This is a genomic window from Streptomyces azureus (assembly GCF_001270025.1).
Lineage (GTDB): Bacteria > Actinomycetota > Actinomycetes > Streptomycetales > Streptomycetaceae > Streptomyces > Streptomyces azureus.
On sequence record NZ_DF968533.1, the window covers coordinates 103,796 to 129,528 of the forward strand.

Genomic DNA, 25,733 nt, shown 5'->3' on the forward strand with positions numbered 1-25,733 from the left:
AGGGAAGCTTCCTCCCTGACTCGGCACGGCTCTGCGGCCGTGCTCAGCCGGTACGCAGGAGCGCATATGCGAAGACGAGGCGCCGGTCCAGCCACGCGGCCCGGACCAGGAACCTGCGATCGCCCTCCGAGGTCAGGACGAGTTCGTCGCCTGCTCTCCACTCGAGGACTCGCGACTTGGCCGGCTGGTCACCGCCCTCCGCCCCCATGTCGGCGACGGCTTGGACGACACCGAGCAGCATCTTGCCCGCGCCGCGCTGGACCATCTCCTTGGGGCCGCCCTTCGCCCACTCCGCGCTGGTCACGATCTCGGGGTGCCCCGGCTGGGCGATGCGCCAGGTCGGCTTCAAGGCGTGCTTCAGCGGAGCGATGCGCTGAATCGTTCCGATGACCTGCCCCTGCACGTCGCGCACCGCGTAGTGACGCCGGCCCTCGACGTCCTGCGGCTCGTCGAGGGAGCAGAGCAGCCTGCCGCCCTCCGCGTCCTCGTACAGGCGCCGATCGTTCGCAGCCGACGACTGCGGCGGAAAGAAGGCACAGGGTGCGTTGACGCGTTGGGCTCCTGAGCCCTGCGGGACCCTGAAGGCACGGAGACCGAGTGCGGCCCGCTTGCGCTGCCCTGCGGCAGGCCGTTCCTCGTCGGTGATGACGAATTCCCAGGCGTCCGTCCAGGGGACGACGTGAATGGGAGGTTCGTCTGCGTGCCTGTTCTTGCCGAACACGGTGCCTCTCCGGGTCATGGGGATGGGTTTTGACCATAACCGCAGCCGGTCAGGGCGTGGTCGGCGCCCAGGTCCTCCCTGGCGGGTAGCCGGCCGCCAAGAACGTGCTCGTTGACGGGTGGTGCCTGCCGTTTATCCTGACTGATCCCCATCGCTGCTGAGAAAACATACGTGCGGTTTGGGCCCTTCCGTAGGCGTAGAGAATCTCCTCAACCATCACATGGCCGCCACAACCCGCGCGCCTCTTGATCGCTCAGACTGCCCTTACGTAAGACTGGTATGCCCTGCTGCAGTCCCGTGACGATGGCCCTGTGTGCACAGGGGAACAATCCAGGATTTTTCTATGATGACGACCGGCTGGCAGTCGAGATGCTGTGCGCAGGTACATCCGTTATCACCCGCTATTCGCCACAAGGTACCGGTTGTGGCGCGTCTATGGCCATACAAGTCAGGTTGACTCCATGTTGGAGTGAATCGGGCGCGCTCCTAGGTGACGCCGCCAAGACGCCTCGATTGTCCTTGCTTTACAGTGGCTTTGCGTGAGCCGCTCCGGTCGGCCAGGGCTCAGGTGAAGAGGGAAAGGGAAGGCCTATGGGTGGAGTCACGTTCGAGCTGCAGCGGGCGACGTCCACGCGAGGACCCCGTGGTGACGTATACCTCTGGGTAGGTCACGTGGACGGCCTCGGTCGAATCGAGCTTGCCTTTCCGACGGAACACAGCGACTACCCGTCGGAGTACTGCGAGGTGGCGGTGAGCGGCGAGAACTTTCCGCTCGTCACTTACCTCGGACTCCGGTACCTCCGGCGGCCGCTCTTGGCCAGGGGTGAATTGCGCGTGGACTGGGATCCTGCGGATCTCTCCCGGAACGTGTGGTGGCCAGGGAAGAACGGGCGTGCCCTCCGGATTGGGGTCAAGGGGCGGACGTACACGTATGCCGAGCGGCATGGCAAGCGGAGTCATACGTTGGGCCGCCCAGGTGCCAGTGTCTCCATGGCGCGTTCCAGCTGGAGGAATCCCAGCACCATTTCGGGTAGCTGGATCGGTGAGGTGGATGCCCTCGATATTGGTGTCGCGCTCGTCCTCGAGGGCGTCTACACGCGAAACTTGTCGCTGCCGGGGGCAATGATCTCGCTGCCGGGGCGCTTCTTGAATAGGTTCAATGATCTCTAACCGGTCTAACCCCTCTCGCTAAATCAATAGACTTTCATTCAGTGATCTCCAACTTCTCAGGGGGATAAGAAGAATGCCTTCCGTGGATGCGGCTCGGCGTCGGCTGCGGCTGTCTGATGCTCATGTAAGTGTGCTCGGACTACTTGTGGAGGAAGGCCAGCTTCCGGATGAATTGACGCGGGCGCATGACGAACTCCGGGAGGCGGGCATCGTCGAGGCCGACGGTAAGATCTCGGCCGACCTCTACCCGCTCGTTTCGACGCTCATGGAGCCGCGCGTCATTGTCCGGGTCGAGACCACCGGTCCTCAGGGCGTCACGCGAAGCGGGGCCGTCGTCGGCGACGACTTCATCTTCACGCACGAGAGCTGGCCTGGCGAGGCCGAGTCCGAGTATGTACCCGCCGAGCCCGAGACGCTCGTCTGGGCCATGAGCCGGATGGTGGACCTGCACCGGGACTTCATGGCTGAGGTCGACTCCGGCGAGGTGATCGTCTCGACGATGGGCGTGCTCGACCAGGTGCTTGAGCGCATGGAGAACAGCGAGTTCGAAGAGCCTAAGGTCGTGGCGGAGGCGACCGGTGGCCCGTCGCGGCTGGCCGAGGTGCTGGCCCAGCTGAATTGCATGTGGCGGATGACCGTCGTGTGGAAGGGTGCAGAGGAGGAACGGCGCGAAGGTGGGCTTTCCGTCTCCGCTCTGGCGGTTTGGGACTGCGGCCTGGAAGGTTACTGGTTGCGTGAGATGCCCGCCGAGCCGATCCTCGACGGCCAGGTGGACAGCGATAGTGAGCTGCGAATCCGACGCACCTCGGCCAAGGAACTCTGGCAGCTGATCACTGATCTACTCCCGGACGGCTCGCAGATCGCCGCCCAGCCGCAGTCCGTCTGAGGACGGTTCCCGCCCGGGGCCTGGGACCCGCTCCCTATTTCTCCCGGTGCCATCCGTCTTCCGGTATGTATTCGTGCACGCAGCACAGTACTTCATCACGGGGAATAATGAGCGACAGTTCTAAGCGCATGGCCAACCCGGACGGCCTCGAACACCTGGCCAAGCTATTCGACGGCAGAGGGAATCTACGCGACCGGCTGGATGAGGCCTTCACCCGAGCCTCTCGCCTCGGTGTGACGGATAAGCTGAGCTCTCTGAAGCCCATGCGGAATTGGGCCGATGACACGGCGGTCGACTTGCGGCGGCGTGCGGCCATTCTGCGGGCCGAAAACGGGGATCCCAAGGCTGCGGCGCTCTATGCGGGTTTCAAGCCGGAGGAACTGAGGGGTGGGAACCTGTCTCCGGACGCTATGCTAATCGCTAACGCGGCCGTTGCGAACAGTGGTGAATTCGACCCCAGTTGGCTGAAACGCAAGCCGGGCGAGACATACCAGGACTGGCTACAGCGCATTCCCGGGGACGCCGTTTCCAAGGTCAGTGGCAATGAGAACCTCGGTGAGGTAGTCGGCGATTACATCCAGCTCACCGCAATGGCCTCGACCGTCCCGGGCGCCTTCAAGATGGCGACCGCGGGAACGCTGCATCTGATAAAGTACTTCAAGAATGGCGACTTCCTGAAAGCGCCGGGCACGACACTCGCTCAGATCCTCAAAGGTCGGGCCCCTTCCTACATTCCGGCCCGGATCGCTCAGCTAGGTGCGCAGATCGGTAGGACCACGCCCACCGTTGTCCTGGACGTCCTCGCTGGATCCGACAGGCTCGCCCAGATTCACGGTGGAAAGCTGTGGGCCTGGGAGACTAATCTCCTCAAAGCCGGCAAGAACGCTGGCACAGCCGCACGGGTGGCTGGGGCGAGCCGTCTAGGTGCCTTCGCCTCGGGGGCGGGGACGGCTCTGCGCACTGCTGGCTGGTGGCGGGCGGCTGGCGTCGGCGGTAGCGCCGTGGCCACGGTTGTGGGTGTCGTCGACGTCATTCAGGAAGGGCACCCCGCCGAGGCCTTCAAGCGGGACAAGGCGGGATACGTCTCGAAGGTGTCGGGTGTGGCCTTCAACGCCTCGCTCACTGCCGCCATGGTTGCGCCCAACCCGGTGACGATTGGGGCGGCCGTTGTCACAGGCGCGGTCTACGGCGTTGCGACGATCGTCGACAACTGGGAAACCGTCAAAACATTCCCCGGTAAGGTGGCTGACGCCGGACGCTGGGCTGGTGAGAAGGTCGGCGAGGGGGCGGGGAAGCTCGTCGACGGGGCGAAGAAGTTGGGCAGTGCCCTCAACCCCTTCGACTGACCCATTGCGATGTTGAAGCCGGGGTACAGTGACAGGCGGTTTCTCGTTCGCGCTTGGAGCATCGTGGTGCACTTTAAAAGGGCCCACGTCGTTGGTCTAGCTGATTTCATGGCTATAAGGCTCCGGTTTGGCTAGTCGAGCTTGGCTGACCGTGCCGCCGCAGCGGCACGGTCGACGGCCAGAACTCCTTCTGTACTCGGGCCCGGCAGGGAACAGTTCTCGAATTCAGCTTCATAGTGGAGCGGTGCCGGCGCAACCACTGCGGCTCGCTGATCAGCTATGCGGTCCGCGGCGCTGAGTGGGCAGCACTCCCAAAAGCGTCACGGACGCCGTAGCGGTGGGCTTGCCGCCAGCTGCCCACCGAACACTTGCTGACCCCGGACACCTCGGTCGCCTACCGGTACCTACGTGCCTTGCCCGATTTCAGCGCGACCACCACCCGTAGCCGGACCACCTCCCGCGCGGCAGGCGTCGGCCGACGCGCATCGTCAACCTGGATCACACCCGGCCAACGAGCAGGCAGCTCAACCGTTTCGGCCCGATTTCATGGCGTTGTTACTAGTTTTGGTGTTGGGTGCTCGTAGCCTGCCGCAGTGCGGCGAGGAAGGCGGCTCGGTCGCGGGTCGCGATGGAGAGTTGTCCGCCTTGCCAGGTGCGGATCACTACCGTACTCATGCCCATGGGGGCACCCCAACCACCGCCTACGAGGCGGGGAGCGCCGCCCTGGTCGGTGGAGCGAGGCCCAGGAAGAGGCGCGTTGACCGTGGCCAGCGAGCTGGCGTGCCGCTGCGCAGCTGTGTGCACATCGAGGGCGGCTGCCTCGATGGAGGCGGGGTCGAGGTCTGCGAGAGGGATGTGCTCACGGCCGACGCGCAGCGTTTGCGCGTCGATCTGGATTCGGTGGTAAATGAACTTAGAGATCGGAACTGCCAGGCAGGGCAACAACACCAGAAGGAACAGCGCGCACAGACCGAGCCAGAGCCCGATCTCGTCAGGAATTGTGTCGATGCCCATGTATCCGATGCCGGCCAGGTAGGCGGCGATGCATAGTACGGACCAAGTCTTGGGCATCTTCTCGGTGTAGAGCATGGTTCTCTTTCTGAATCCTCGAAGAGGCCTCATCGGCGTTCAACCCTGTACCCAGACGCTTATGAAGGGTGATGGGTGCTCTCATGCTGATGGGCATGAGAGCTCAGCAGCGACAGTGCTAGGTATCAGCGGTTGACGGCTTGGATTTCTTGGACGGTCACGTCCTGGTCATTGCCGAAGGTCCCGTTGGGGAGGTCCCCGCCAGCGCCGCCTGTCCCGGTCCAGGACACTTCCCACGTGATGGTCGCTCGCAGTTTGAACGCGCCGTCGCCAGAAGAGCGCAGGTACCTGATTCCGCAAGGCGGGGTCTGGTCAGCTTTTCCCTTTGCGTATGGTTCACCGATCGAACCGTCGTCGTTGAAGGTGCACTCGCCCGAGGAGGGGTAGACCTCAGCATCCGGCGTCCCTGGCTCCAGCCTGAGCGAGATGGGTTTGGCGGTGGTTGTGGCCTGGAGGTTCACACCGCCGACGTCGAGTGAGGCGGTGACTGAGACGTCCTCGAACTTGGCCCGGTCGAGCCAGGCCCAAGTGGGAAGGTTGACCTTGGTGGTGTTCGCCGGGGCGAGGGTCACCTCGGTGTCGGGCACTTTGATTCTGCTATAGGCGAGGTCGGCGAGAATCTTCGGGGTCACGGCGTTCTCCACCGTAGGAGTCTCGCCGTTCTCGACCCAGAATGTCTTCGTGTCGCAAGCAAAGGCAGCCGGGTCTCCCGATTCCTCTCGGCTCTTGTCCCGAACCGCGTCCCACCACATGCCCTTGCCTGTTTCGGACTTATTGAAGTCCTTGTACGGTTCCCCGTTGATGTAGTAGTCCTTGGACGAGGCATAGGCCTCTCCCACACCACTGGCGTGCGGGATGTCCCATTGCTTCTGGAATTCTTTGGAGAATTCGGCGGGAGTCCACTTCGGCTCGTACCAGCAGGCCGGTGGAGTCCAGTCGCCGACGGGCGTGAACTGCCCGGTTTCCTTGGCTCCAGCGCCACCGGTAGATCCACGGAAGACGATGCGCGACTCGAGAGTCTGACCACCGTCCGTCTCATTACTCCCCGAGACGTCGAACTGAGACCCGCCGGGATCCTTGGCGAAGGCTGCACTGGGCGTCAGAAGTGTGCAGGCGATCACGAGCGTACCCACTGCCGCAGCGGAACCGACCTTGGTCACTGAACGCATCCCTTGCTCCCGCGCACGGACGTCCCGCTGGTCGTCTGCCACACACCCTGCTTGTTCTTCTCCAAGCGAGTGTTGTACAGCACGTAGGAATCGTCCGAGGCCGGGGACCTGTCGACCTTTCCTGACCTTCGGTCCTTGTTGTGCGCCTTGGTCTCATCGGCGCAGAAGGAAACTCCCGCTGACGTGTCGTTGAACAACTTGACCTTGGGGTTGTAGTACCGAGTGGTGCCCGTGTACGTCAGTCCGGCGTCCACCCACTTCTGGACCCACTTCACGGATGTCGTGAGGGCCTCGCCTTGGTAGTAGAAGGTGAGGCCGGGGGTGTCCGTCTCGCCCTTGAGGATGGCGTCGTTGATGGCGGTCTGTGCTCGCGCGGCGTCCGCCAGCACCGCATCCTCCGTGGCGTTGCCCGTCTTCCAACTCTCGAAGACGTCTTCCACGCCGCCGGTCAGCTTGATGTCGGGTCGCTCGGCGGAGTCCGAAGCGCTTGGGCTTGAAGTCGCCTCCTGGGATCCCGTGTCGGAGCCCGCGATCTTGTCGTTGTCCTTCGAGCCGGCGTCACTGCTGCCGCACGCGGTGAGCAGTAGGGCTGTGGACGCAGCGAGCGCGACAGCAAGGGGCAATGGGCGGCGCTTCACAGTGGACTCCCCGTGGGACATGAGATCGGTCGAGTGCACTGAAGCTATCGGGGAAGTTGCTGTTTTCGCCAGAGCGAACTTCATTGAAAGACGGGTCAATTGGGGCTAATGGGTCCTGTCGGTGTGACGTTGTGTCCTTGCTCTGCTCAGACCCGCTGTTCGATCCGCCGTCCCTCAGTCGGGCGCTGCGGATGGCTGCTGCGGCGATCTTCTCTGCGGTATTGAGCGGTGAACCCCGTAAAGTTCGATAAGGGCGAGTTCTACTAGGGCGAGACGCGCAGGGGGGATGGCGTGACCTGCGCACCGGTACTTCACCGCCCCCGTCTCGACGAACACCTTGGATGCCTGCCATAGGCCCTCGCCCGTAGGGCACTTGACCATGCGATCCTGTAGTAGCCGAAGCCCTTGACGGACATTTAGGGCGTAAGGCGGGTGTGCTGGAGCGGACCGTGTCCTGATCGTGCCTCACCGGCGAACACCCCGGACGCCTGATCGTGCTGTGTCTGGGGCGGTCGGCGTTGTCGCGCGTTTTGCTATCGCGTCGCCCTGCAACCCGGGCACGCGCAGGGCGGATACGTGGACGTGTGCGGGACAGGATCGGCAGGTCCGTTAACCGCAGGAAAGATGACCCTGCTCCGGGACAGGACACCCCGGTGCGCTGACAGCCGGAAGCTGAGCGCCGCCGCGTCCCTGTGAGAGTTGCTGTTATTGCCATGCAACCGGCAGCCCAAAACTACACTCGCGCCCCATGCGTACCCCCAGCCTGAACAAGTACCGCAAGTCAAGAAGAGAAAGTTCCTCCCGAGGAGGCCGTGAGGAAGTGTTCGGGGGCGGTGACGCACCCTGACCCCCGCCAAATCCAAGGCCCCCGCCAAATCCAAGGCCCGAGCCCGTCACAAACAGTCCCGAGACCCCCGCGCCCACTGGCTGTTACTCGCCCTCACCCTCCCCCTCGTCTTCGCCCTCCTGCTCTTCGAGGGCTGGACCCAGCACGAGGTCGACGCCGCGAAGGCGCGGACGCCCTGTGCCTCGCCCGTGCCGGAGGCCGTCGCGAAGGGCGGGCCCGTGATCGGGATCAACCGGGACGGGATCCGGTCCGGGTCGATGCCCGCCCGGACCGTCGCGCTCACCTTCGACGGGGGTCCCGACCCCGTATGGACCCCGCGGCTGCTCGATCTGCTGCGTCGCAATCAGGCACGCGCGACCTTCTTCGTGCACGGGGCAAAGGCCGCCCGCCACCCGGAGCTGATCCGACGTATCCGTGCCGAGGGGCACGAGATCGGGTCCAACACCTACACCGGAGCCGTCCTGGGCGAGTCGTCCGCGCCCCGCTTCCGGTCCGAGCTCGAACTGACCCAGAGCGCGCTGGCCGGAGCCACCGGGGTGCGTACCAATCTGCTGCGCATGCCGCGGACCACCACCCCCGAGACCCTGTGCGGCCGTGAGTGGCAGGCGGCGCGGCGGGCCACCGGGTACGGGTACGTGCTTGTCGCCGCCGACAAGGGAGCGCGTAAGCCGGCGCAGGGGATCGTGCGGCAGCTCAGCCAGACGGAGAGCGCCTATCTGGAGGTGCGCAGGCTTCTGAGGAACCGGAGTGTCGACCGGTTCACCACCGTGTCCCACGGGCTCGGGCTGGTTCCGTACGCGTCCCCGTCCGTTGTCGAGAGGTGGCTGGGGGCGGGACTGATCCAGGTCACGCGTCTCGGGCAGGTCTTCTCGACCGCCATGATCTGGGTCCTCGGTGTCGCCGGCGGGCTCGGCGTGCTGCGGCTGTTGCTGCTCGCCCTGTTCGCCCGGGCCCATGTGCGCCGGCTGGAGCGGTTCCGGACCGGGGCGCCCTGGATGCGGGAGGTGTCCGGGCCGGTGACGGTGCTCGTCCCGGCGTACAACGAGGAGGCCGGGATCGGGTCGACCCTGCGGTCGCTGCTCGACTCCACCCATCGGGAGCTCCAGGTCATCGTGATCGACGACGGGTCGAGCGACCGGACCGCCGACATCGCCGGGAACATGGGGGACGCGAGGGTGGAGGTCTTCCGCCAGCCCAACTCCGGCAAGGCCGCCGCCCTCAACACCGGGCTCGCCCACGCGCGGTACGACATCGTCGTGATGGTCGACGCCGACACCGTCTTCGAGCCCGATGCCATCGAACGGATCGTCCAGCCGCTCGCGCATCCCGCCGTGGGGGCCGTCAGCGGCAACACCAAGGTCGGCAACCGGCGCAGTCTGCTGGCCCGTTGGCAGCACCTCGAGTACGTCTTCGGGTTCAACCTCGACCGGCGCATGTTCGAGGTGCTGGAGTGCATGCCGACCGTGCCGGGTGCCATCGGGGCGTTCCGCCGGGACGCGGTGATCGGCGTCGGCGGGGTCAGCGAGGACACGCTCGCCGAGGACACCGACCTGACGATGGCCCTGTGGCGGGCCGGCTGGCGGGTGCTGTACGAGGAGTCCGCCGTCGCCTGGACCGAAGTGCCCACCACGCTCCGGCAGTTGTGGCGGCAGCGGTATCGGTGGTGTTACGGCACCTTGCAGGCGATGTGGAAGCATCGCGGGGCTCTCTTCGGCATGGGGCCCGCCGGGCGGTTCGGGCGGCGCGGGCTGACCTACCTCGCGATCTTCCAGGTCGCGCTGCCGCTGCTCGCGCCCGTCATCGACGTCTACGCCCTGTACGGCATGCTGTTCCGCGACCCGTGGGAGTCGGCCGTGTGGTTCGCGTTCCTCGGCGTGCAGATCGTCTGCTCCGGTTACGCGCTGAGACTCGACGGCGAGCCGGTCCTGGCCCTGTGGTCGATGCCGTTCCAGATCGTCGTCTACCGGCAGTTGATGTATCTCGTCGTCATCCAGTCGCTCGTCGCGCTGCTGCTCGGCAGCCGGCTGAGGTGGCAGCGGATGAAGCGCTCCGGGACGGCCGCTGAACAGATCGGCGGGCCGGTTCCGTATAGGAGCGTGCCTATGCGTTGACCCGAGAGACCCCCCACAGCACCTTCGAGGCGTCGATGAGCGACTGGACCGGCCGTCCGGGAGAATCCCCTCCGGAATGGACCCCACGGCGGGAACCTCCCGCGCCCTCCCTCGCGCCACCACCCTCGACCCGCACCGCGCCCCTGCCGGGCATGCCCTCGCCCGCCGCCCCCGGACGCTACGACAGCGGCCTCCGCGCGCGCGACGGCCGAGGCAGCAGGAACCCGCGACGTCGCGCCGGAAGGGGCCGCCGGTTCCTGCGGACCGCCGCCGTGCTGTCGTCCGTCCTGCTGCTCGCCGGTGCCGGTACGTACGTCTGGGCCGACAGCCGGCTCAACCAGCAGGTCGACCTCGGCACGCTCTCCGGCCGGGTGCCGCGCGGCGAGGGCACCAACTACCTGGTCGTGGGCTCCGACAGCCGCGAGGGGTTGTCGCAGCAGGACCGGAAGGAGCTGAACACCGGTTCGGCCGAGGGGCGCCGTACCGACTCGGTGATCCTGCTGCACACCGGGGCGAACGGCACGACGATGCTCAGCCTGCCGCGCGACTCCTGGGTGACCCTCCCGCCCTACGTCGATCCCGACACCGGCCGGAGCTACCGGGCCGCGCCGAACAAACTGAACGCGGCGTTCTCGCTGGGCGGCCCCGGCCTGCTCGTGCGGACCGTGGAACGCAACACCGGTGTGCACATCGACCACTACGCGGAGATCGGCTTCGCCGGTTTCGTGGGGGTGGTGGACGCGGTCGGCGGCGTGGGCCTGTGCCTGGACAAGCCCGTACGGGACGAGGACTCCGGCGCCGACCTGCCCGCCGGCTGCCAGACCCTCGACGGCGCCGAGGCGCTGGCCTTCGTACGGCAGCGCAAGCAGGAGGCGCAGGGGGACCTGGGCCGCACCCGCAACCAGCAGGAGTTCCTCGCCGCCCTCGCCCGCAAGGCCGCCACCCCGTCCACCCTCGCCGACCCGTCCAAGACCTTCCCCAGCCTGCGCGCCGGCCTCGACACGCTCATCGTCGACGAGAGCACGGAGCTGCCCGACCTCATGTCGCTGTTCGAGGCCATGCGGAAGGCCGCGTCGGGCGGGGGCAGACAGCTCAACGTGCCCGTGGCCGACCCGGACCTGCGTACACCCCAGGGCAGCGCGGTGAGGTGGGACGACCGGCGGGCCCGCGCCCTGTTCACGGCGCTGCGCGAGGACCGGCCGCCCGGCTGATCAAGGCGTCAACGCGCCTTGAGCCTGCGGGAGTTGATGCCGTCCAGCGGTGACGCCAGCGACCCGTACCCTGTCGCCGACCACACGCTCCGCCCGGCCGGGAGCTCGAAGTAGGCAACGGTACGGCCGTCCCTGGCCCTGTCCGTGAGTACCTCCGGGGCGCGGCGGTCCCGCAGCGCGTCCGCGCAGTCCTGGCACGCCGCCACGTCGAGCCGGTCCTGCCGGCCCAGCGGACGCCAGCCGGTGCGGAGGGCTGCACGGCCGTGCAGGGGGTTGAAGAAGCAGAGGGGCAGGCCGGGGGAGCAGGCCAGGGCGTCGCGGCCCTCCTGCGCCAGGGCCAGGACGCCCGCCAGGTCCGGCACGCCCCGGGCCTCGTCGAGGACCCTGCCTGCGGCGGCGTACGCGTCGAGGGCCTGCTGGAGACCGGGTGTCGTGGAGACACCGGCCGCCTGGGTCGCCTCGCCGAGAGCCAGCACCTCCGCCTCGGCCCGGCGCCGCAGCTCCGCCTCGTCGGCCGCTCGGGCCTTCGTGAACACCAGTTGGGGAACGGCCGGAGCGGTCCTCCGCGAGCGGGAGCGGACCAGGGCGCGGGTCGCGAGCGCGGTCAGGGCCAGGGCCGGTACGGCGGCCAGGGGCCACAGCCACCACCGCGAGGCGCCGGGCGCGACGGGTTCCGGCTTCCGCGCGGGGGCGCCGTCCAGGTCCTTCATCGCCTCCTCGTACCGCTCCCTGCCGTTCCCCTCCGCCACCAGCTCCACCGCTTTGGCGGTCAGATCGGCCAGCTCAGCGTCCCGCGTCTCGTCCAGGAAACCGGCGGCGGTCACGGCGTCCCGGGCCTGGTGGGTGTCGGCGGGCCACTCGTAGCCGTTCAGGGAGTCCGGGAAGTCGCCGTCCGTCGTGATGAGGATGAGTTCGCGCTGGTCCGGGATCCGGTCGCGGACGACTCCGGCCAGGACGTCGGAGTCGCCGTCGAAAGCGTCGCCCTTGGTGAGCGGCCTGAGAACGACCTTGATCGGCAGGCCCGTCCGGCGGATCCGCTCCGCCAACTGCCGCTGCCGGGAGGGCTGTACGGCATCTGCGTACGCATCGTCGACGTAGACGGGTGAGGTGCGCAGGGCCTCGGCGATGCGCTGCCCGGCGCTCGGGCCGTCGCCGTCCGCCGCACGGGCCGGGGTGGTGGTGAGCGCGGCCAGCAGCAGCGCCGCGAGGACGGTGGTCACGCGTTTGATGTCAGTGGACACCTGCGGTCTCCCTCACCTTGTCGATGAGCCGGGCGATCCCGCCGGGCACGGCGGTCAGTGGGCCGTCGGTCGCTTCGTAGTAGGGCGGTCGGCCGCCGTCATCGGACGCCGAGCCGGGCAGCCTCAGCAACTTGCCCGGGATACCGCCCGGTTGGGCGATGGCCGTGTCGCGGCAGGGCTTGCAGACGGGGAGCAGGCGCCTGCGGTTGCTTCCCGCCGCCGCCGCCGATACGCGCACGTGGTGACGGCCGACGGCGGGCCCGTGCAGGGGGTTGACGCCGCAGCACAGGTCGTTGGTGTCGCCGGTGAGCGCGGCCCGGCCCGCCCGGGCGAGTACGACGACGGCGGTGAGGGTCGCGGGATCCGTGCCCGGCCTCCGGGTGCGGTTCGGGTCGCCGTCCAGGAGGAGCATCGCCGCGTCGAGGCAGTCCCAGGCGCGGGCGTGCCCGTCGGCGTTGATGAATTCCCTTGTCAGCGCGCTGAGTTCCGCGTGGGCGGTGCGGCGGAGGTAGGACGCCGACGGCTCGGTCGGCGAGGTGACGGGCAGGAGGCCGGCCGGGTCGGGTTCGGGTGAGCGCCACCGCCGCAGGCCGTTCACGATCCACACCGCCCCGGCCACCACCCCGGACAGCAGGAGTGCCAGGAAGGCGCCCACGAACAGGCCGGGCCAGAAGTCGGTGGCGAAGAGGGGCGGGAGGGTGTTCTCGTCGGCGGCCCTCGGGGCGGCGGCCGGCGCGGGTTCCGAGCCGGGCCGGTCCGTGCGCGGGGTCTCGTCGAGGAAGCCCATCAGCTGGTCGAGACGCTCGCCGAGGAGGTGATCGTCGGCCTCGTCCGCCTTGCTGTCGCCGAACGTGACGGAGTCCGGCAGGTTGAAGGACAGGTGGTCGGTGTCCAGGCGCAGGCCGTGGTTGTAGAAGTCGATCGTGCCGTCGTCGGGGTCGGCGACCACGTACAGCCCGTCCTCGCGCACCTTGGCGTGCACCGCCGCGGCGAACAGCATCGAGTCGCCGGCCGACTCGCTCTCGGGGGTCTGCGGCACGACCGAGACGAACACCTGGCCGCCTCCTTCGGAGCGCCGGAAGTCCCGGATCCGGTCGTGCAGCCGGTCCAGTTGGCGGGCGGCGAGCACCCGCGGGCTCTCCGGATCGGCGTACACGGGGTCCTGCTTCAGGCCCGCAGCCACCCGCTCGACGCGGGCGGACAGGTCGGCGGGGGTGGGCGGGGGTGCCGCGCTCGACCTGGTCTGGTCGAAGACGGTGGGGGCGGTGAGGGCGATGGCGGCGGCGCTGAGGACGGCCGCGCCGGGGACGGCCCAACGGGGGGCGCGCCGCTCGGCCCCGGAACGCCGGCGGCGGCGCCTGGCGTACCCCGCCGTCAGCAGGATCAGCAGCGGTACGCCGGTGAGCAGGATTCCGGTGAGGAACGACTGGTTGCGGCGGTCGGACGGGCCGATGTACATGTCGGCGGGTCCGTCGTCCGGGTACTTCTCACGGGCCGCCTCGGCACGGGCCGCGGCCTTCTCCTCGCCCAGGGCGATGACATCGACGAAGCGCTCGAAGCTGAGCAACGCCCCTGCGTCGTAGGGCAGTTCGTACTGCGTGACGGTCGAGGCGGCCTCGGCCGGCGCGGGTACGCCGTAGGCCGTGGCCTCCGTGACCTGGATGTCGTCGACCAGTACGTACAACCCGTCCCGCCCGAGCCGGTCGTGCACCGCGCCGAGCAACTGCTTGCCGTCAACGCTGCTCTGGTCGGGCAGGACCAGGACGTAGGTCGGGACGCCGGTCTTCTTCGCGAGCCTCGCGAAGTCGCGGGCCGTGGACCGGGGGATTTCACGGGGGAGTTGGTCGGTGACGTAGACCGGGTCCTCGCGGAGGCGGTCGGCGAAGTAGGCGGCCTGGGTGGCGGGGGCGCTGTCCGCCGCTCGGGCCGGGGTGGCGGTTGCGAAGAGAGCCGTCAGCGAGCAGAGGGCGAGGAGGAGCAGGGGGAGGACGCGGGTCCGGCGGGGGCTCGATGCCCCCCATGCCCCTGTCTGTACTGTGCGTTCCCCGTTCGCCGTGACTGTTCTCACCGGTGTGCCCCCCGACGGTCCGATCGCTGTCCGGGCCGCACTTTACTCGGGGCTTCGCGAGTGCTACAGATCGCCGTCGGCTGCGATGCGGCGTCCCGCGGTTCAGCCCAGCTTCGCGTTCTGGGCCTTCACCACCGTCGCCGGGAGCTTCGCGTCGCCCGGCCTGTCCTGGACCATGGCCATGCCGTCCACGGAGACGTAGACGGCCATGACATCGCCCTTGCGGACGGCCTGGGCGTGCAGGGTGTGGGTGATGCCCTGGAAGGGCATCGTGGCGCGGAAGGCGAGTGACTCGTCACCGGCCTTCGCCACCGGCTCCTCGGCGGTGACGGAGTCGTACGTCACCGTGCCGTTCGCCTTCGCCGTGAAGCCGCCGCCGCATGACTCGACGCCCTTGGCCAGCCCGGCGAACGCGGACTCGGCCTTGCCGGGTGCGTACTTCGTGAGCGTGATGTAGGTGAACTCGCTGCCCTGCGGGACATAGTGGGTCAGGTCACCCTGCGGCTCGCCGACGGGCAGTTGGTTCATCGCGTAGGCAGGCTGGGCGCAGGCCGGCTTGTCGACCGTGACGTCGTCCGTGGACTTGGCGAAGACGTACTTGTCGTCCCCCTTGTTCCTGGAGGTGGCCTTCACGTCCAGCCCCGGCACGTCGGCCTTCGTGATCATGAGCTTCGCGAGCCGCTCGGCCGGGGTCGCCTGCTTCGCCCGGGGCGCGGTGGGCCGGGGTTCCCCGGTCGCCGTGTCCGAGTCGGCGCTGCCGCCGCACGCCGTGAGGGACAGCAGCGACAGGGTGGAGACGGCGAGCGCGGCTCGCTTCATGGGGCACTCCTCGTGGGGGACAAAGCGAAGATCATGACACGGCCATGCCGATATCACGTGAGTGAATGGTGTGGGCCTCATGGCTGGTATGTGACGAAGACCCCGGCGGCCGGACGCGCGCCCACCCGGCGTCCGCCCGTGCCGAATTCGCTCCCGCACAGCAAAGGGCCTGCCCGGGTGCCGCCATCAACGGGTTTGTCCAGCCCTGAAGTTGCAGATGAATAACGGTGCGCGTGGTGAGGTGTGTGACGCCGGACGCGCCTTGAGGGGCTTATGTGCGGCTGATACGGTGCGATGGCTTGACACTCACCCTCAGTGCTGGTTATTCGCCCAGGTGGGGCGGGTACGTCCGGCCCGTCCCGCATTTCTTCGTGCGGGAAGGTGCGGGTGAAGTGTCCACATTTGAAGGCAAATTGACAGACATAATCTTGGGTGTACGGGGAGCGGTTGCGTGAAGATCCAAGAGCGTACGGGGGCGGGCGCCGGTCGTTCCGCCGCTCCGGCTCAGCCGTCGGTCGGAGACCGGCTTCCCACACCACCTCGCGAGCGCAAACCGGCACTGGCCGCGCTTGCGGTGCTGCTCATCCTGGTGGGTGCGCTGGGGGTGACGATGCTCGTACTCCAGGTCGGCGACCGGGTCGAGGTCGTCAAGGTGACGGACGAGATCCAGGCGGGGGAGTCCGTCGGTGACAACGTGACCTCGGTGATGGTCGCGGCCGACGACAACATCAACTACATCAAGTGGTCGCAGCTGGGCACGCTGAAGACCCTCAAGGCCAAGTCCACGATCTACAAGGACACGGTCGTGATGGGCCAGATGTTCGCCAAGAAGGCCAGCCTCCCCGCCGGCAAGGCCGCCGTCGGCCTCGCCCTCAAGGAGGGCCAGTACCCGTCGGACATCAAGGCCGGTGACGTCGTCTCCGCCTACCGCGTCAGCACCAGCGGCTCCCCCTCGAACAGCACCGGCTCGAGCGGCGCCTCGTCCTCCGGCGGCGCCCTCGTCGACAACGCGCGCGTGAACACCGTCGAGGACGACAGTGACGCCACCGTGAGCACGGGCAACCTCTCGCTCACCGTCCTCGTCGACGAGGCCGACGCGGCCGCGCTCGCCTCCGCGGCGGCCGCGAACGAGGTCGCCATCGTGCACGTCCCCGGCAACTAGAAGGCGGCACCCCACCCATGGCGCTCATCGCTCTCGCCGCCGACAAGGGTTCCCCCGGCGTCACCACCGCGGCCGTCGCCCTCGCGGCGGTCTGGCCGCGGCGCGTCCTGCTCGCCGAGACGGACCCGGCGGGCGGTGACCTCGTCTACCGCAGTGCCGCCGCGCACGGCGGACCGCTCAACCCCAACACCGGCATGCTGTCCATCGCCGCGACCGCGCGTCGCGGCCTGGTGCCGGACCAGCTCTGGGACCACGTACAGCCGTTGAGCGGGGGACTGGAGGTGCTCGTCGGGCTCGGTATCGCCGAGCAGGCCGCCGGGCTCGCGGGGCTGTGGCCCACCCTCGGGCACGCCTTCGCCTCCCTCGCCGACTCCCCGAACGCCGCCGCCGACGTCATCGCCGACTGCGGACGCATCAGCGGGGACACCCCCGCCGTCGAGCTGTTCCCGCACGCCTCGCTCGTGCTGCTGCTCTCCCGCACCGAGCCGGAGGCGATCGCGCGGGTGCGTGACCGCGCCGCGGCGCTGGCCGGCAAGCTGCACGGCGGTCCGCGCGGCGCCGCGAGCCTGGCCAACCCGGTGATCGGCGTCGTCCTGATCGCCGACACGGGCAACGCCGGCAAGCTCGCCTCGCAGGTCAACGACATGCTCGTGCACGCCCAGACCGGCGCCCGCGTGGTCGGCACCATCGCCGACGACCCGGCCGGCGCCGACCAGCTGGCCGGCCGCAGGCGCGGCCGTCTCGACAAGTCGCTGCTGATCCGCACGGCCCGCAAGGTCGCCGCCGACCTCTACCAGCAGTACGGTGCCGCCTGGGCCGCCTCCGCCCAGGCGAACCAGGCCCACCAGGTTCAGCAGGCCCACCACGTCCAGCACCACCACCCGGGCCAGACGCAGGGCCACGCGGGGGCCGGCACATGACCGCTGTCGACCACCAGTTGGTCAAGCGGTTCCGCCAGGACGCCGGCGACCGCATCGCCGAGCAGCGCCGACAGGACCAGATCAACAACGTCACTCCGATGTCCACGGAGGACGAACGGCAGTACGCCCGTGCCGTCATAGCCCAGATCCTGGAGGAGTACGCCCGCGCCGAGATCAACGCGGGCCGTACGCCGCTGGACGCCGAGACCGAGGAGCAGTACGCGGCCGCCGTGCACGCGGCGCTGTTCGGCGTCGGCCGGCTCCAGCCGCTGCTGGACAACCCCGAAGTCGAGAACATCGACATCAACGGGTGCGACCAGGTGTTCGTCGGCTACGCCGACGGGCGCGAGGTGAAGGGCGACCCCGTCGCCGAGACCGACGAGGAGCTCATCGAGCTCATCCAGGTCCTCGGCGCCTACTCGGGTCTGTCCTCCCGCCCCTTCGACTCGGCCAACCCGCAGCTCGACCTGCGGCTTCCCGACGGTTCGCGCCTGTCCGCCGTCATGGACGTCGCCCGGCGCCCCGCGCTGTCCATCCGCCGCGCGCGCATGGGCAAGGTGTTCATCTCGGACCTCGTCGGCAACGGCACGCTGACCCCCGAGGTCGCCCACTTCCTGGCCTGCGCGGTCCGCGCCCGCAAGAACATCATGATCGCCGGCGCCACCAACGCCGGCAAGACGACGCTCCTGCGCGCCCTCGCCAACGAGATCCCGCCGCACGAGCGCCTCATCACCGTCGAGCGGGCCCTGGAGCTCGGGCTCGACACCTTCCCCGACCTGCACCCCAACGTCGTCGCCTTCGAGGAGCGCCTGCCCAACTCCGAGGGCCAGGGCGCCATCTCGATGGCGGAACTGGTGCGACGCTCGCTCCGTATGAACCCCTCCCGCGTCATCGTCGGTGAGGTCCTCGGCGACGAGATCGTCACCATGCTCAACGCGATGTCGCAGGGCAACGACGGCTCGCTGTCCACGATCCACGCCAACAGCTCCAGCGAGGTCTTCAACCGTATTTCCACCTACGCGTTGCAGGCCTCCGAGCGGCTGCCCATCGAGGCCAGCCAGCTGCTGATCGCGGGCGCGGTGAACTTCGTCGTCTTCATCCAGCGGCGCAACAACTTCGGCGACGGCGGCCGCCTCCAGCGCATGGTCACCTCCGTCCGCGAGGTCAACGGCGTCGACGGACGCGTCCTGTCCAGCGAGGTGTTCGCGGAGACCCCCGACGGCCGGATCGTGCCGCACGCCCCCCTAGCCTGCCTGGAGGAACTGATGGCACACGGCTACCGGCCGTCCGGGACCTGGGGGTGAGCCGGGGATGAACACGACTCTCGCAGCAATCGGCTCGCTCGGCTCCATGGGCGGCCTGTTCTCCACCACCGTCCTTTACTCGATAGGAAGCGGCGTCGCCGTCGGCGGCGGCCTCGCCCTCCTCCTCGTCGCCGTACGCGGACTGCCCGCCAAGCCCGACCACGAGAAGCAGAAGGCGGCCGAGCGGGCGAGTGAACTGATCCGCTTCGCCGGCCAGCGCGGCTCGCTCGCCGCCATCGTCGGCCTGGTCGTCCTCGTGCTCACCCGGTGGGCGGTCGCGGGCATCGCGGCCGGCGTCCTCGTCTTCTTCTGGGACCGCCTGTTCGGCGGCGCCGGCGAGGAGCGGGCCGCCATGCGGCGCGTGGAGGCCCTGGCCTCCTGGACCGAGTCCCTGCGCGACACCATCGCCGGCGCGGTGGGCCTGGAGCAGGCCATCCCGGCCTCCGCCCGCGCCGCCGCCCCGGTCCTGCGCCCCCACCTCGACGCCCTCGTCGACCGCCTGCGCGCCCGCACCCCGCTGCCCGAGGCGCTCCAGCACCTCGCCGACGAGATCGACGACGCCTCCGCCGACATCATCGTCGCGGCCCTGATCCTCAACGCCCGCCTGCGCGGACCCGGTCTGCGCCAGGTGCTGGGCGCGCTGGCGAAGTCGGCGCGCGAGGAAGTGGACATGCGGCAGCGGGTGATGGCGCAGCGCGCCTCGACCCGCCGGTCCGTGCAGATCGTCGTGGCGGTCTCGATCGCCTTCGTCCTCGGCCTGTCGATCTTCAACCGTGACTTCGTGGAGCCGTACGGCACCGCCGTCGGGCAGCTCGTCCTGGCCTGTGTCTGCGGACTGTTCGCGCTCGGCTTCTGGTGGCTGCGCAAGCTGTCCAACATCGAGACGCCCGAACGCTTCCTGGTCCGGGACGAGGCAGCCGTCCAGTTCGTCCGTCCCAGGACGCCGTCGCAGCAGTCCCAGCAGCTGCCGCAGGAAGAGGGGGCACGCCGGTGAACCTCACGATGCCGCTCGTCGTAGGCGCCGTCATCGGCCTGGGCATCTACGCCCTCGTACGCGCCCTCATGCCCAGCAAGCGCAGCGCGATCTCGCAGGTCGCGCGGATCGACGCGATGCGGGCACGCGGCTCGGCCTACGAGTCCGCGCGCGCCGAACGGGCCAAGGGCCGCTTCGGCTCTCTGAGGGCCGAAGTCGGCCTGCGGGTCTCCGAGTTCTACCTCCAGCAGGGCTGGGAGCAGCGCTCGCTGCGCGCGGACCTGGCGGTCCTGGACCGCAGCTGGGAGAAGTTCCTGGCGACGAAGGTGCTGCTGGGTGTGACGGGCCTGTTCTTCGGCCCGTTCCTGTTCGCCATCGTCTACACGCTCGGCGTCGGCCGGAGCCCGCTCATCCCGGTGTGGCTGGCGCTGCTCTTCGCGGTGATCTTCTTCTTCCTGCCCGACCTGGAGGTACGGCGGGACGCGGCCCAGAAGCGGCGCGACCTCCGGCGCGTGATCGGCGCGTACCTCGACCTGGTGTCGATGAGCCTCGCCGGCGGACGCGGTCTGCCCGAGGCCCTGATGGCGGCGGCCGAGATCTCCGACGGCTGGGCCAACCAGCGCATCCGCAACGCCCTCTCCGACGCCCGCATCACCGGCGTCAGCCAGTGGCAGGCGCTCGGCGCGCTCGGCGAGGAGATCGGCGTCGAGGAGCTCAAGGACCTCTCCGCCTCCCTGGCCCTGGTCGCGGACGACGGTGCGAAGGTGCGCGAGTCCCTCGCGTCCCGGGCCGAGACCATGCGGCACCGGGAGCTCGCGGAGATCGAGGGCAGCGCGGGTGAGAAGTCCCAGTCGATGCTCGTGGCGCAGCTTCTGCTGTGCGCCGGGTTCCTGGTGTTCCTGATCTTTCCGGCGGCGATGCGGGTGTTCCAGGTGCAGTGAACCGTGCAGTGAGCCGACCTTCACAACTCCGAACTTCCGTGAACCGATTTCGAAAGGACAAGACGTCATGAACGGACGCAACTTCCACACGGGCATCCCGGCCGTGGACTTCCTGGTCACCTTCCTCCAGGCCCGTACCGAGCGCGCCCGTTCCGGCGAACTCGACCGAGGTGCCTCCGCGGTCGAGTGGGTCATCATCTCGGCGGTCGTCGTGGCGATCGTCGGTGTCGTGGCCGCCATCATCAACGCCGCGCTGAGCGAGGGCGCCAACAAGGTCGGCGACTGCATCAAGGGCGCGGACGCGGGCAAGACCTGCTGACCGTCGTAGGAACAGACGCAGGGACAGTCACAGGACAGTCGTACGGACAACGGGGTTCACGGGGATGCTGGCGGACGTGAGCAGACGGATACGCCGCAGGGTGCGGGCCGCGCGGAGAGCGGCGGCCGCCCGCGGCGACTCCGGCATGACCGCGATCGAGTTCGTGCTGCTCACTCCCGTACTGTTCTTCATGATCTTCGCGACCGTGCAGTTCGCCCTGTACTTCTTCGCGGACCACGTCGCCCAGGCGGCGGCCCAGGCGGGAGCGCGCAAGGCGCGTGCCACGGCCGACGAACGGCCGGGCGCGTGGCGGGGCGAGGCCCAGAACGTGGTGGACAGCTACATCCGCCAGCTGGGCCCGCAACTGGTGCTGGCGCCGGACGTGAAGATGCTCCAGCCGGACCAGAACACGGTCGGTGTGGAGATCGCGGCCCGCGTGCCGACGGTGTTCCCGGGGCTGGACCTGACGGTGCACGCGCAGTCGGCCGGCCCGGTGGAACGGTTCGTACAGGAGGAGAACTGATGACTCTGTCTCCTCCGGCTCTTCGGAAGGACAGCGGCCGGGCGGACGACCGGGGCCTGTCCACGATCGAGGTCGTGATCCTCGCACCGGTGATGATCCTTTTCATCCTTGTCCTGGTGGCCTTCGGCCAACTCGTCGACGGTCGCGGAGCGCTCGACGGAGCGGCTCGGGACGCGGCCCGCGCGGGCTCGATCCAGAAGGACCACGCCACCGCCATGGCCGAGGCCAAGAAGGCCGCCGAGGCGAACCTGGCGGACGTCTGCTCCGGCCCGGTGTCGGTCGTCCAGACGAGCCAGGGCTTCGAGCCCGACACCATCTTCACGGTCGAGGTGAGCTGCCAGGTGCGGGGCCTCGCCACGCTCGGCCTCGACGTCCCGACGACGCTGACGGCGAGCTTCAGCTCCCCGCTCGACCCGTTCAGGAGGTCGGCGTGAGACACCTTCCGCCCTACTGGCGGTCGTGGTGGGCGGCCCGTCGCGCCCACCTGGACGACCGTGGCTCCGGCGCCGGCGCGGTCATCATCTTCGCGCTGGTCTTCCTCTCCCTCTCCGCGTTCGTGATCGACGGCGGCCTGTCCATCTCCAAGCGGGAACGGGCGGCCGACATCGCGGAACAGGCGGCCCGCTTCGCCGCCCAGGACATCGACCGCGAGGCCCTCTACGAGAACCCGGACCTGAACGGCCTGGGGCCGATCAACTACGAGAACTGCAACGCCCGCGTGAAGGCCTTCGCCCGCGAGATGGACATGACGGGTGCGGACATCGCGGCGACCCACTGCGTGGCGGCGGACGCCCAGCAGGTGCAGGTCGAGGTGCAGCTCACCTACTCCCCGGTCTTCACAGGGATGTTCTACGGCGGCGACGTGGTCGTCCACGGGCAAGCGGTGGCGGAGAACGAGGTCGGCTGATGCCCGCCGCCCTCGTCGCCCGTCCCTCTCGGCTCGCTGAGCACGTTTTCCCCACTGGAGGTACACCCCCATGCGCACACGCACGACCACGGCGGCCGCGACCGCCCTGACCGCGGCGGTGGCGCTGCTGCTGACGGGCTGTGACGGCTCGGAATCGTCGGACCCGAAGGACCCGGACAAGATCGCGGGCGCGGATTCGGGTTCGGGGTCTTCGAAGCCGTCGGCGTCCGCGACGGGTGACGACATCGAGCGGCCGGAGATCAAGCTGCCGTCCGACGTGAACAACGTCTTCGAGGGCGGTACGACCGGGGATCCGGCGAAGGACGCGGTGCTGGAGGACAACGAGCGGCGTATCAACTCCATCGACGAGGCGATCACCGTCGACGCCAAGAAGTACCCCGCCCTGAAGTTCTACTCCAAGGGCGACGCGCTGGTGTCGGCGGCCGACTACATCATGTCCTTCCGTGACGAGAACCGGAGCTTCACCGGCAGGACTCGGTACTACGACCGCGAGGTCACGTTCCACAAGGACGACGCCGCCTCCGTCACGTACTGCGTGGATGCGACACAGACGTACCCGAAGGACGGGACGACTGGCAAGGTCGACCGGTCGGTCAAGGCGTCCCCGAGCGACTACGTCTTCTACAACACCCGTCTCGAGAAGAACGCCAAGGGTGTCTGGCAGACCACCACGGTCTCGTCCACGGAGGCCGCCAAGAGGTGCATGTGATGCGGCGTGCGACTGTGCTGCGCGCCGTCGCAACGTCGGCTCTGCCCTCGTCGCGGCGGCCGTGCCGTCAACGGCCACGGCCGGTGGCGGTCGCGGTGGCGGTGAGAAGGGCGGCTGCGAGGGCAGCGCGGAGGGCTCCGCCCCTGGCTGTCTTTCCCCAGGTCCTCGCCGAATACGCCTACGACAAACTCCCCGTTCCCGACACCGAGATCGAGATGGCCTCGGCGGGCAAGTCGACCGTCAACCTGCCCACCTGATCTGGCTCGACAAGGCCAAGTCCACAGCTCTCGGTGACGGCGAGCCTGCCCGGCACGGGCCTGTCCGCGACCACCACCGCCGAACCCGTCTCCCCGCACATCGAGCCGGGCACGGCCGACGCCCGGACGTACCCCGACTCCGGCGAATGCGCGATCAACGAGGACGGCAGCATCGGCGCACCGTACGCGCAGGGCAAGGCCGACCAGGACCCGCCCTGCGGCGTCAGCTACCTGCGCTCGTCCGGCTCCGACGGCCCCTGTCCGCTGTGCGCCACGGTCACCTGGAAGATCAGTTGGACCGGCACAAGCGGCGAGGGCGGCGGCCTTCCCGACGGCACATTCGGTACGACCCAGGACGTGACGGTGCAGGAGATCCAGTCCGTGAACCGCTGATCCGGAACATTCGACGGATCTGCACACCGTCCACCGTGAGGTCGTGACAAACCAGGGCAGGAACTGAGCACCACTCACTTACCCCGCCGTGCATTGCACACCGGTACCGCGTAGTGGCGGAACATGTGAAGGTGACGGGCCTTTCGGTGACCGAATGGTCACACACATGAATTCGGTCACCGAAATCCATCGCACCCCGATAACCACTGACTGGCCGACTCTCCTCCCGACGTGCTTTGATCGGTCGCGCTCGAGCACTTCGAATTATTGAAACGAAGGGAACCGCCTTCCATGGCCTTCACCCCGCAGATCCAGACCGCCCACATGTCCGACGCCGAGCTGGACACCATCGCTGGCGGACAGGCGGGCGGCACCGCGGGTGCCGGCGCCGCAGCCGGTCTCTACGTCGAGACGTCGGCCGTCGGCGTCAACGCCGGTGTCGGCGGCGGCGTGGGCCTCGCCGTCTCGCCCGCGGGCGTCGCGGCGGACCTGCACCTCAACACCGCCGTCGCTTCCTGACTCCAGGCACACGAAAGGCCCCGGATCTCCGCATCCGGGGCCTTTCCACGTCACGGGCGCGGCTTACTTGCCGCCGCCACCGTTCCCTTTACTGCCCTTCCCGCCCCGCTTGTCCTCGGTCTTCGTGGCATCGCTGACCTGATTGGCGAGCTCGTCATCAAGCTTCTTGAACTCGCGAACGACGGCATCGGACATACTCGCCAGCGCATCGAGCTGCTGCGTGATGTCCTCGCGCCCGTCCTCCCAATGGGACTCGAAATCCCCGAGCGCGTCATTGACACTGCCGTTCGCTGATGTCGTCCCTATAGGACTCGAAGAGCTTCATGGTGGCGATCTCTTCCTCGGTGGACTCCATGACGTCCACCTCTTCCAATCGCGCCGACATGTCTACGAGAGCCTGCTTCCGAGCCGGATGAGTGATCGGTACGGCGTGCAGGTCGGTGTTCATCAGCCAGTCGAACAGCACGATGGCATCGGAGCGCCACATGCGGAGATCGACGGTTGGCGTGGACCTCCATGAGATACCGGTTTCCATGGGGGCATCCCGCCAGCCAGACTTCGATGGCAAATGATCAAGGTGCACTGTGACAGGACATCGGACAGGCGTCCCGGTATCGGTCCCGGACCTCGGGGAGTTGCCGGAAGCCGGCTGACTCGTAGGTGGCGACGGCGCCGGCATTGGAGCTCGGGGTGCAGACGATCGCGCTGGACGAGCCCAGCTTCTGGAGTGCGGCCGCCGCGGCGACGCTGATGGCCTTGCCGTAGCCGTGACCGCGATGTTCCCGGTGCACGCCCATCGGTTCGAGCAACCCGGGCCTACCCCGGCCGGCGGACCACACCGTCACCGCCGCCACCGCGTTGCCCTGGTGGTCGTAAGCGACCAGACACCGGGCGTCGGCATACGGCAGTCCCGCCGCCATCGCGTGCCAGCGCTCGTTCGTGAACCTCGACCCGTCCCACGCTGCCCGATGGACGGCCACAAACTCGTGCGCCTGCTCCGGCCCGACCGCCACGATCCGCACGCCCGGGTCCTGCACCGGCTCCGAGAGGTCGCGGCGTAGCGGCGTCCACGGCTCGTCGGTGTTCCAGCCGTCGTCGGACAGCAGATTCTGGAGCAGCGCACCCATCGGCGCCTCGATGTTCACCTTTCCCTCGGGCAGGACGCCGCGCTCCGGGTGGGTCACGTCTTCCACCAACTGCTGTGCCAGTTCCTCGTCCTGGTGGGCGTCCGGCGCGATCGTCAGCCGCAACAGTCCGGGACCGTCCAGCAGCCCCACGGCGAGAATCTGCCCGTCCCGGCTCCATGTCCGCACCCCGGCGGCGGTCGCTTCCGCACCTGACCGCCAGAACCAGCCCAGGTCCCCCGGATGCAGTTGCATCGGCGCCCCCTCGTACTGCCACTCCCGCAGCACGTCCACGGCCTCGCTCAGCCCGTCGACTCCCGGCTTGCTCAACCGAATCGCCATGGC

General features: G+C 68.4%; 24 protein-coding genes and 2 pseudogenes. 17 read left to right on the plus strand and 9 right to left on the minus strand.

Features of this window, described 5'->3' with window-relative positions:
- Positions 1 to 43: 43 nt before the first annotated feature.
- Positions 44 to 739 (minus strand): hypothetical protein, encoded by a 696-nt coding sequence (locus AOQ53_RS38425; protein WP_148640445.1) that lies wholly within the window; start codon positions 737 to 739, stop codon positions 44 to 46.
- A 654-nt stretch (positions 740 to 1,393) separates the two neighbouring features.
- Here AOQ53_RS38425 and AOQ53_RS38430 point away from each other — a divergent pair.
- From AOQ53_RS38430 to AOQ53_RS38440, 3 genes are all read left to right on the plus strand, one after another.
- Positions 1,394 to 1,891 (plus strand): hypothetical protein, encoded by a 498-nt coding sequence (locus tag AOQ53_RS38430; RefSeq protein ID WP_059424589.1) that lies wholly within the window; start codon positions 1,394 to 1,396, stop codon positions 1,889 to 1,891.
- A 145-nt stretch (positions 1,892 to 2,036) separates the two neighbouring features.
- A complete protein-coding gene (locus tag AOQ53_RS38435; protein ID WP_236711955.1) occupies positions 2,037 to 2,777 on the plus strand; it encodes a hypothetical protein in 741 nt (246 codons plus the stop codon).
- A 128-nt stretch (positions 2,778 to 2,905) separates the two neighbouring features.
- Complete coding sequence (locus tag AOQ53_RS38440; RefSeq protein WP_236711956.1) at positions 2,906 to 4,123, plus strand: mucin-2; 1,218 nt, start codon at positions 2,906 to 2,908, stop codon at positions 4,121 to 4,123.
- Positions 4,124 to 4,681: 558 nt separating this feature from the next.
- Here the strand turns inward: AOQ53_RS38440 and AOQ53_RS38445 are convergent.
- From AOQ53_RS38445 to AOQ53_RS38455, 3 genes are all read right to left on the minus strand, one after another.
- On the minus strand, positions 4,682 to 5,212 hold the full coding sequence (locus AOQ53_RS38445) for a DUF3093 family protein (protein WP_059424595.1): 531 nt from the start codon (positions 5,210 to 5,212) through the stop codon (positions 4,682 to 4,684).
- A gap of 125 nt (positions 5,213 to 5,337) precedes the next feature.
- A complete protein-coding gene (locus AOQ53_RS38450) occupies positions 5,338 to 6,372 on the minus strand; it encodes a hypothetical protein (RefSeq protein ID WP_078945701.1) in 1,035 nt (344 codons plus the stop codon).
- Positions 6,369 to 7,019, minus strand: a complete 651-nt coding sequence (locus AOQ53_RS38455; RefSeq protein ID WP_059424598.1) for a hypothetical protein — start codon at positions 7,017 to 7,019, stop codon at positions 6,369 to 6,371. Before AOQ53_RS38455 ends, AOQ53_RS38450 begins: the two co-directional genes overlap by 4 nt.
- A gap of 1,035 nt (positions 7,020 to 8,054) precedes the next feature.
- Here AOQ53_RS38455 and AOQ53_RS38460 point away from each other — a divergent pair.
- Positions 8,055 to 9,977 carry a glycosyltransferase gene (locus tag AOQ53_RS38460; RefSeq protein ID WP_059424599.1) on the plus strand — a complete coding sequence of 641 codons (1,923 nt, stop codon included), beginning with the start codon at positions 8,055 to 8,057 and terminating at the stop codon, positions 9,975 to 9,977.
- 272 nt (positions 9,978 to 10,249) lie between these two features.
- Entirely contained in the window at positions 10,250 to 11,188 is a 939-nt protein-coding gene (locus tag AOQ53_RS38465) for an LCP family protein (RefSeq protein WP_408055229.1), read from the plus strand.
- A gap of 8 nt (positions 11,189 to 11,196) precedes the next feature.
- Here the strand turns inward: AOQ53_RS38465 and AOQ53_RS38470 are convergent, their stop codons facing one another.
- From AOQ53_RS38470 to AOQ53_RS38480, 3 genes are all read right to left on the minus strand, one after another.
- On the minus strand, positions 11,197 to 12,429 hold the full coding sequence (locus tag AOQ53_RS38470) for a hypothetical protein (RefSeq protein WP_059424600.1): 1,233 nt from the start codon (positions 12,427 to 12,429) through the stop codon (positions 11,197 to 11,199).
- A complete protein-coding gene (locus AOQ53_RS38475; protein ID WP_059424602.1) occupies positions 12,419 to 14,497 on the minus strand; it encodes a hypothetical protein in 2,079 nt (692 codons plus the stop codon). The genes AOQ53_RS38470 and AOQ53_RS38475 overlap by 11 nt, the downstream gene beginning before the upstream one ends.
- A gap of 102 nt (positions 14,498 to 14,599) precedes the next feature.
- Positions 14,600 to 15,316 (minus strand): hypothetical protein, encoded by a 717-nt coding sequence (locus AOQ53_RS38480; RefSeq protein ID WP_059424603.1) that lies wholly within the window; start codon positions 15,314 to 15,316, stop codon positions 14,600 to 14,602.
- 451 nt (positions 15,317 to 15,767) lie between these two features.
- Here AOQ53_RS38480 and AOQ53_RS38485 point away from each other — a divergent pair, with 451 nt between their 5' ends.
- The 12 genes and pseudogenes from AOQ53_RS38485 to AOQ53_RS38540 all read left to right on the plus strand — a co-directional run bounded on the left by AOQ53_RS38485 (position 15,768) and on the right by AOQ53_RS38540 (position 24,264).
- The gene (locus AOQ53_RS38485) at positions 15,768 to 16,478 is read left to right on the plus strand and encodes a hypothetical protein (protein ID WP_059424604.1); all 711 of its coding nucleotides are present in this window, start codon (positions 15,768 to 15,770) and stop codon (positions 16,476 to 16,478) included.
- A 17-nt stretch (positions 16,479 to 16,495) separates the two neighbouring features.
- On the plus strand, positions 16,496 to 17,398 hold the full coding sequence (locus AOQ53_RS38490) for a hypothetical protein (RefSeq protein ID WP_059424606.1): 903 nt from the start codon (positions 16,496 to 16,498) through the stop codon (positions 17,396 to 17,398).
- Complete coding sequence (locus AOQ53_RS38495; protein ID WP_059424608.1) at positions 17,395 to 18,702, plus strand: CpaF family protein; 1,308 nt, start codon at positions 17,395 to 17,397, stop codon at positions 18,700 to 18,702. The genes AOQ53_RS38490 and AOQ53_RS38495 overlap by 4 nt, the downstream gene beginning before the upstream one ends.
- Before the next feature lie 46 nt (positions 18,703 to 18,748).
- Positions 18,749 to 19,696 carry a type II secretion system F family protein gene (locus tag AOQ53_RS38500; RefSeq protein WP_059425031.1) on the plus strand — a complete coding sequence of 316 codons (948 nt, stop codon included), beginning with the start codon at positions 18,749 to 18,751 and terminating at the stop codon, positions 19,694 to 19,696.
- Positions 19,693 to 20,616 carry a type II secretion system F family protein gene (locus AOQ53_RS38505; RefSeq protein ID WP_059424610.1) on the plus strand — a complete coding sequence of 308 codons (924 nt, stop codon included), beginning with the start codon at positions 19,693 to 19,695 and terminating at the stop codon, positions 20,614 to 20,616. The genes AOQ53_RS38500 and AOQ53_RS38505 overlap by 4 nt, the downstream gene beginning before the upstream one ends.
- A 67-nt stretch (positions 20,617 to 20,683) precedes the next feature.
- Entirely contained in the window at positions 20,684 to 20,935 is a 252-nt protein-coding gene (locus AOQ53_RS38510) for a hypothetical protein (protein ID WP_010041603.1), read from the plus strand.
- Positions 20,936 to 20,999: 64 nt separating this feature from the next.
- Positions 21,000 to 21,458: a TadE family protein gene (locus AOQ53_RS38515; RefSeq protein ID WP_059424612.1), complete on the plus strand. Its 459-nt coding sequence runs from the start codon at positions 21,000 to 21,002 to the stop codon at positions 21,456 to 21,458.
- Positions 21,458 to 21,892, plus strand: coding sequence for a TadE/TadG family type IV pilus assembly protein (locus tag AOQ53_RS38520; protein WP_059424614.1), 435 nt, complete (start codon positions 21,458 to 21,460; stop codon positions 21,890 to 21,892). Before AOQ53_RS38515 ends, AOQ53_RS38520 begins: the two co-directional genes overlap by 1 nt.
- A complete protein-coding gene (locus AOQ53_RS38525; RefSeq protein ID WP_059424615.1) occupies positions 21,889 to 22,365 on the plus strand; it encodes a pilus assembly protein TadG-related protein in 477 nt (158 codons plus the stop codon). Before AOQ53_RS38520 ends, AOQ53_RS38525 begins: the two co-directional genes overlap by 4 nt.
- Before the next feature lie 70 nt (positions 22,366 to 22,435).
- Complete coding sequence (locus AOQ53_RS38530; protein WP_059424617.1) at positions 22,436 to 23,095, plus strand: hypothetical protein; 660 nt, start codon at positions 22,436 to 22,438, stop codon at positions 23,093 to 23,095.
- A 140-nt stretch (positions 23,096 to 23,235) separates the two neighbouring features.
- Positions 23,236 to 23,745: pseudogene (locus AOQ53_RS38535) on the plus strand (hypothetical protein); the annotation flags it as partial.
- Positions 23,746 to 24,036: 291 nt separating this feature from the next.
- Positions 24,037 to 24,264 (plus strand): hypothetical protein, encoded by a 228-nt coding sequence (locus tag AOQ53_RS38540; protein WP_059424621.1) that lies wholly within the window; start codon positions 24,037 to 24,039, stop codon positions 24,262 to 24,264.
- A gap of 63 nt (positions 24,265 to 24,327) precedes the next feature.
- On the opposite strand, the pseudogene AOQ53_RS43385 reads toward AOQ53_RS38540, so the two are convergent.
- Positions 24,328 to 24,649, minus strand: a pseudogene (locus tag AOQ53_RS43385) (hypothetical protein).
- Between the two features lie 187 nt (positions 24,650 to 24,836).
- Positions 24,837 to 25,730: a GNAT family N-acetyltransferase gene (locus AOQ53_RS38550; RefSeq protein ID WP_059425033.1), complete on the minus strand. Its 894-nt coding sequence runs from the start codon at positions 25,728 to 25,730 to the stop codon at positions 24,837 to 24,839.
- Between the last annotated feature and the right edge of the window lie 3 nt (positions 25,731 to 25,733).